This is a genomic window from Tamlana sp. 2_MG-2023 (assembly GCF_030548465.1).
Lineage (GTDB): Bacteria > Bacteroidota > Bacteroidia > Flavobacteriales > Flavobacteriaceae > Pseudotamlana.
On sequence record NZ_JAUOSF010000014.1, the window covers coordinates 47,838 to 55,153 of the forward strand.

At 33.6% G+C, this 7,316-nt stretch carries 4 protein-coding genes and 1 pseudogene; 2 read left to right on the forward strand and 3 right to left on the reverse strand.

The features are described 5' to 3' along the window. Positions 1-200 precede the first annotated feature (200 nt). Positions 201-1,532: pseudogene (locus Q4566_RS15520) on the forward strand (hydroxymethylglutaryl-CoA reductase, degradative); the annotation flags it as partial. A 3-nt stretch (positions 1,533-1,535) separates the two neighbouring features. Then, complete coding sequence (locus tag Q4566_RS15525; protein ID WP_303423200.1) at positions 1,536-2,441, forward strand: GYDIA family GHMP kinase; 906 nt, start codon at positions 1,536-1,538, stop codon at positions 2,439-2,441. Here Q4566_RS15525 and Q4566_RS15530 read toward each other — a convergent pair. The 3 genes from Q4566_RS15530 to Q4566_RS15540 form a co-directional block, all read right to left on the reverse strand. After that, positions 2,438-3,553: a bile acid:sodium symporter family protein gene (locus Q4566_RS15530; protein WP_303423202.1), complete on the reverse strand. Its 1,116-nt coding sequence runs from the start codon at positions 3,551-3,553 to the stop codon at positions 2,438-2,440. The two genes, Q4566_RS15525 and Q4566_RS15530, sit on opposite strands and share 4 nt — an antisense overlap. A gap of 228 nt (positions 3,554-3,781) precedes the next feature. Next, positions 3,782-4,228 carry a protein-disulfide reductase DsbD domain-containing protein gene (locus Q4566_RS15535; RefSeq protein ID WP_303423204.1) on the reverse strand — a complete coding sequence of 149 codons (447 nt, stop codon included), beginning with the start codon at positions 4,226-4,228 and terminating at the stop codon, positions 3,782-3,784. A gap of 9 nt (positions 4,229-4,237) precedes the next feature. Next, positions 4,238-7,042, reverse strand: a complete 2,805-nt coding sequence (locus tag Q4566_RS15540; RefSeq protein ID WP_303423206.1) for a pitrilysin family protein — start codon at positions 7,040-7,042, stop codon at positions 4,238-4,240. Positions 7,043-7,316 lie beyond the last annotated feature (274 nt).

Below are 7,316 nucleotides of genomic sequence, written 5' to 3' on the forward strand. Positions count from 1 at the left end.
AGATTACTAAAAATTATAGAAAAAACAATCATTATTAACACTTAAATAACACGATTGAAACAAGATTACCCATATTTGGTTATAATTTGTCACCTTCCTCCTTTAATCTATATTGTTAAAAGTATATTCACGGTGCGCCAAACTGGTTTTAATCAAAAGGCTTTTACACATAATCTTATCAAGAATACTATCTTTGCACAGCAAATAAAACGGTTATGAGTAAAACGATTTCTGGCTTTTCTAAACTTTCTAAATCAAAAAAAATTGATTGGATTGTTGACACTTATTTTTCAAATGCTGAAGATGCCAAAACCATATTAAAACAATATTGGAACACGAACGATAAACTACAACAACTTCATGATGAGTTTATAGAAAATACCATAACCAATTATTATTTACCACTTGGCGTCGCTCCAAATTTCTTAATAAACGACACCTTATACACCATCCCGATGGCTATTGAGGAAAGCTCGGTAGTCGCTGCAGCCAGTAAAGCTGCTAAATTTTGGTTGGATCGTGGAGGATTTAAAACCACAGTGATTTCTACAACAAAAATAGGTCAAGTACACTTTATGTACAAAGGTGAATTTGAAAAACTAAAATCATTTTTCACTTTAATAAAGCCCAAACTTATTCAAGATTCTGAAGCAATTACGAAAAACATGACCAAACGTGGTGGTGGCATTTTAGATATTGAATTGCGCGATAAAACGGCTGAAATGGAAAATTATTTTCAGCTTCACGTCTCTTTTGAAACGCTAGACGCCATGGGTGCTAACTTTATAAATTCGTGTTTAGAGCAATTTGCAAAAACCTTTAAATCTGAAGCATTAAATTTTAATTTATTTTCTGAAGAAGAAAAGCAAATTGAAATCGTTATGAGTATTTTATCTAACTACGTACCAGATTGTTTAGTACGTGCGGAGGTTAATTGTCCTGTTGAAAATTTAAGCGAAGATCCTAATATTTCAGGTGAAGCCTTTGCGCGTAAATTTATGCAGGCTGTTCATATTGCTGAAATAGAACCCTACCGTGCTGTAACCCATAACAAAGGCGTTATGAATGGAATCGATGCTGTTGTTTTGGCCACAGGAAACGATTTTAGAGCAGTTGAAGCTGGCGTACACGCCTATGCCTCTAGAAATGGTCGTTATAGTAGTCTATCGCATGCTGAAATAGAAAATGGTATTTTTAAATTTTGGATGGAAATTCCTTTGGCATTAGGCACCGTTGGCGGTTTAACCGGATTGCATCCTTTAGTAAAATTATCCTTAGAAATGCTGCATAAACCTTCCGCAAAAGAATTGATGCAAATTGTTGCCGTAGCAGGATTGGCTCAAAATTTTGCCGCATTACGTTCATTGACAACAACCGGAATTCAACAAGGCCATATGAAAATGCATTTAATGAATATTTTAAATCAATTTGAAGCCAATGCTTCTGAAAAAACAGCGATAACAAAACATTTTGAAACCAATGCCGTGACTCATAACGCCGTCATTGAAGCATTAAAAGCACTAAGAGACTAAACCGTGAAAAGCAAAACCTTTTACAGCAACGGAAAACTACTTATATCTGGTGAATATGTCGTTCTCGATGGCGCCATTTCACTTGCTGTACCTACCAAGTACGGACAATCATTAACAGTAACACCTATTGCTCAATCTGAAATTATTTGGATCAGTTATGATCATGAAGACCAGATTTGGTTTGAAGGTACTTTCAATTTAGAAAATTTTTCTTCGGAAGAACAAAACGATATCTCGCAACGTATTGTTCAAATACTAGAAGCTACAAAAACGTTAAATCCTCAGTTTTTAAGTACTTCGGAAGGCTTTAAAATAGAAACAAGATTAGATTTCCCAAGAAATTGGGGACTGGGAACATCTTCCTCACTTATCAATAATATTGCGAATTGGGCCCATGTCGATCCTTATCAACTTTTAGAAAAAACATTTGGTGGCAGTGGTTATGATATCGCTTGCGCGGAAAATGACACACCCATAACCTATCAACGAAACAACAAAATACCAACAATCAAACCCGCTGGCTTTAACCCTTCTTTTAAAGATGAACTCTATTTTGTTCATTTGAATAAAAAGCAAAACAGTCGAGAAGGCATAAAACATTACAAAGAAGCTAAATCAACTTATCAGTTTTCAGTAGAAACGATTAATGACATCACTTCAAAAATGCTCAGCGCAACACAACTTGAAGAATTTCAAGAATTGATGAGACTTCATGAAAATTACATTTCAGAAATAACGAAACAGGCTACTGTCAAAGCTATATATTTTGAGGACTTTGAAGGTGCTATAAAAAGCTTAGGTGCTTGGGGTGGCGATTTTGTGTTAGTGGCTTCTAAAAACAATCCAACAAATTATTTTAAGGCCAGAGGATTTCATACGGTTATTCCTTATGAAAACATGGTACTTTAGCGCTTTTCAGTTTCTGAAATAGTATTTCCAGCATCATCAGTAGGTCTTTTGTGCCAATATGAGGCTAAAATAGACCCCGAAATATTCATTAATGGGCCGAAAACCGCAGGCGCCAATCCCATGGTTGCAATTTTACCAAGAGAATTTGCAATTCCTGAAGCCAAACCGCCATTTTGCATACCAACCTCTAAAGCAATCGTTCTAGCATCCTGATCGTTAAGCTTTAGTAACTTAGCATACCAGTAACCTAAGAAATAACCAAAAAGATTATGGATTAAGACCAAAACCATTAATAGGGCGCCCATTTCTAATAAATTATCACGACCAGCAGCTGTAATAACTAGAATGATAGCCCAAATTCCAAACATAGAAATAAAAGGTAGTATCTTTCTAAAGCTATCCATTTTTTCCTTTAATAAGTGATTCACAAGCAAACCAGCCCCGATTGGTAAAAGAATCATCTTAACGATACTCCACATCATAGTTAAAACATCAATTTCAATAAATTCGCCAGCAAAAACTTTCATTAAAAGCGGTGTTACAAATGGTGCTATCAAAGTGGCTATAGAAGTAATCGTTATTGAGAGTGCTAAATTAGCTTTAGCTAAATACGCCATCACATTGGAAGCGACCCCACTAGGAGAACATCCTATTAGTACAATTCCTGCAGCTATTTCAGGAGGAAAACCACTGAATTTAGCAAGGATAAATCCCATTATAGGCATGATACCAAGCTGTGCGGAAACACCAACAAAAACCCCTTTTGGCGATTTTATAACCGCTCCAAAATCTTTGACACTCATCGAAGTTCCCATACCAAACATAATAAGTTGGATTAAAGGCGTGATGAGGATAGTCAATTTAACATCTCCGATACTCACAAAATATTGCGGATAATAAAGTGCTAAAACTACACCTGCGAAAATGATTGCTGTAAAAACAAATCCATTTAACGATTCATAACCTTTAAAGCCAAAGGCTAACAAACAGAAAAAAGCGATCAATAGCGGCCCTGAATCTGCGATATTTCCAGTAAAAACAAGACCTAAACTAATAATTAAAAGTAACAAGGCCAGTACAAGGGCAGCAGCATAAATATTAAGTTTACTCATATCTTTTTTACAGTATAAAAATCTTAGGATAAGCCTATAAGCTTAATCAATAAAATGAAATATCAAATTTGGTTTAGCATCGATGAATATAAGAAAAAAAGCACTTTTAATGAAGTACAAGTTATTTTAAAAAGGCATATTTTTTTATTCTTTATCCTATCGGATAAAAAAAATCTCAGATTAATTACTAACCTGAGATTTTATAACATAAATTTTATTTTGATGTTTTTATTTTATCTTAAAAACAAGATCTATTTCTGTTGGAGCTAAACACTGTGTGTCGTTACAAACCATGAATTCTACAACAGCTTTTATATTAAACGTTTCTTTGTTTTTAAGCTTCACACGTTGTTTAAATTGTGCTTCCTTATCAAAAAACTTAATAACCATTTCGAAAACTGGATCGTTTACTTTATGTCCATCACCCTCTTTTGTATTCCCTTTTTTTAAATAATTTGAGTTGCCTTCAAAAGTAAAGCTAGTAGGAATTGGACCATTTTCAGGAACCGATTGCGAATATAAATGCCAGCCCGCTTCTATTTTTGCAGTGGCTATTAATAAAGCCTCAGTATCTGAAATCTTCTTAACAGCTGTATTCCATTTCACAGGATTATGAATCTGAGAAAAAGCCATTGTACTAAGTAGTAAGGCTAAAATTAAAACAAATCTTTTCATACACTAAATCTAGTTTTTAGGTTTAATGACAACTTCATAAGTTTTCGCTTTTTTAAGCACACGTTTTACAAATGATTTTATATCCTTTACCGTAATTTCATTTATAATCTCCTCGAAGTTTTCAGGACTATTCATATTATAACCTTCTCTATAAAAATTTGTTAGCAAGGTCATATCGTAACTGTTATAATCTTGTTGTTGTTTTCTCTCCTTTAAGTAATTCGTAGTTGTTTTATCTAAGTCTACCTGATTAATATCACCTTTGGCCATTTTATTTAATTCAGCATGTACGATACTTATTAGCTGTTCAACTTTATCCGGATTACAGTCGAAATTAACACTAATAAATGCTTGCTCTAAAGGACGCTTTACAACACTAGCTAAGGCACTCGCTCCATAGGTACCCCCTTCTTCTTCTCTTAAAGTTTCGGTAAATCTTAATTGTAAAATATCACCAACAGTGGTTCCTATCAATTCATTTTTTAAACTATAATCCATATCATTCTTATAAGCTATACGTACAGAACTTTTTGGATCCTCCATTTTAAGGTATACGTCCTTATCGATTATATTACTAACCCAGTTTACGGAATTATCTTTCCAAGTTTCCTCTTCATCAGTAGTAGGTATACTTGCAATATATTTCTCTAATAACGGTTTTAAAGTTTCTTGATCGATATCTCCAACAATGAAAAATTCAAAATCAGCAATATTTTTAAAGCGATCTAAATAAATTGATTTCATTTTATCGAATGTCACTTTATTGGCATACGCTTTTGTAAACAAGGCACGTTTTGGATTATTTTTTCCATAAACAGCAACCGTGACACTATCACTAATTTTTTGATTTACATCATTACTTCTTCTAATAATGTAATTATCTACGTTACCCATAAGAACTTTATAAGCATCGTCATCAAACCTTGGTTTAACAAAACGTAAGTAAATCATTTGCAATAAAGTTTCAACATCCTTCGTTACAGCCGATCCGGTAATGCTTTCTGTTAATCCATTGACAGCTATTTGAGTTTTTGCTGTTTTACCTGCTAAAACTTTTGCTAAATCGCTTGCTGAATAACTACCTAGACCAGAACTAGCAATGAAATTTCCTAACAGATCTGCGGATGGTAAATCTTCATCATTTAATAATGAAGTGCCACCGTAACTTATAGCTCTTAATTGCACATCATTTTTATTTTTATCAGCATATTTATAATGAACGGTAACGCCATTGCTCAGCTTATAGGTCGTTGCTTCAATGGCTTTATTATCTCTTTCAGTTCTAATCTCACCAGGAATAATTTCGATACCAGACATTAAATCTTTACCTCCGAAATCATCAGAATACGCCAATAAATCCTCATCATTTTCAACTGTACTGATAATATCTAGTGCCTCAGATTCTGTCAGATTATTATTTCCATTTACACCAGTGACAATAAGCGATCTATTCTTTTGAGTATATAACTCCTTTAAGCGATTGTGTATATCATCTGCGGTTAATTTATCAAAAATGATTTTTACTAATTCATAATCCTTAGTAACATCTGAAAGTGCTGAATGCTCCAAATAATTCTTTTGAATCTCCGAAGCGATCCTTTTGTGAGATTTATCATCTACCTTAGTTATTTGTGTTTCATACAAGTTTTTAATTTTAATTTCTGTACGCTCAATTTCACCTTTAGTAAAACCAAATTTAACCGCTCTGTTTAATTCCTCTAATCCGGCTTTAAAAGCTTTATGTTGCTCATTTGGTTTTGGGTAAATCCTTAAACTTAAACTGTTAGTTGTTCTGGTAAAATCGCCATAGCTAATTCCAGCTCCTAAGAAAGGTGCGTCAGGTTTCTCTGAAATTTCACTAATTCTAGATGATAACATAGATGTTATCATACTATTAATTAATGATTGTCTTAAATCTGCAACAGTTTCATTTGCTAATGATTTTGGATGACGAATACTAAAACTAATCTGGGACGTGGTCACTTCCTCGTCCATAGCCAGACTATACAACATCTGATTATTATCTGGAATATTTACTAAGAATCGCTCTTTAGGATTTTCTACTGCTGGAATTGGTGAAAACAACTTTTTGATTTTATTTTCTACAATATTCACATCGACATCTCCAATAACGGCAATGGCTTGCAAATCGGTTCTGTACCAATCGTGATAAAAATCACGAAGCGCTTTATATTCAAAATTTTCTACAACAGACATGGTACCAATAGGCATACGTTTAGAATAAATAGTATTATTAAACATAGCTGGAAGTGATTGTTTCAAAACACGCATCCTACCACTCTGTCTTGTTCTCCATTCTTCCTTTATAACACCACGTTCAGCGTCAATCTCTTCATCTGTTAATAATAAATCATTCGACCAATCGTGTAAAATAAGCAGACAGGTATCAATTAATTCTGGGGTAGCTGGAATATCATTCATATTATATACCGTTTCATCGAAACTTGTATAGGCATTGATATCCTTTCCAAATACAGCACCATGCTTTTGAAGCGTGTTTAAAATGCCTTTGCCTTCAAAATTTTTAGTGCCATTAAACGCCATGTGTTCTAAAAAATGTGCCAACCCTTGTTGGTCATCATTCTCTAAAACAGAACCTACATTTTGAATAATATAGTAGCTAGCAGCCTCTTTGGTAACATCTGTACTATAGATATAATACGTTAAACCATTCGGCAATACCCCTTTTTTAATTTTTGAGTTTGTAGATAAGGGTTGACTGAGATCTAACGATTGTGCAGTTGTATTTAAACAGACTACAAAAGCAACTAAGAGTAATAAAATACGCTTCATTAATTATGATTTTGATTAATTATATTTATTTGTGAATAAAACAAGATATTAGAACCTTAACCTATAATAATTTTGTGAAGTTATGAGCTATAAATTAAATTATAGAATATATAACAAGGACTGAATAGGTTCAAGGGATAAATTTAAGGAAATGAAAGCAATATTTGGTCATATATGTAATTCCAAATTGATTCCATAAAAAAAGCCTGCAACTTGTGTTACAGGCTTTTTAGTATAATGTGACCGGGCTGGGGCTCGAACCCAGGACCCTCTC

What these genes read in the sequence shown, in the direction of transcription:
- Q4566_RS15535 (WP_303423204.1), bottom strand. Translation starts at nt 4,228, where the DNA reads ATGAAAAGATTTGTTTTAATTTTAGCCTTACTACTTAGTACAATGGCT.
- Q4566_RS15530 (WP_303423202.1), bottom strand. Translation starts at nt 3,553, where the DNA reads ATGAGTAAACTTAATATTTATGCTGCTGCCCTTGTACTGGCCTTGTTA.
- Q4566_RS15540 (WP_303423206.1), bottom strand. Translation starts at nt 7,042, where the DNA reads ATGAAGCGTATTTTATTACTCTTAGTTGCTTTTGTAGTCTGTTTAAAT.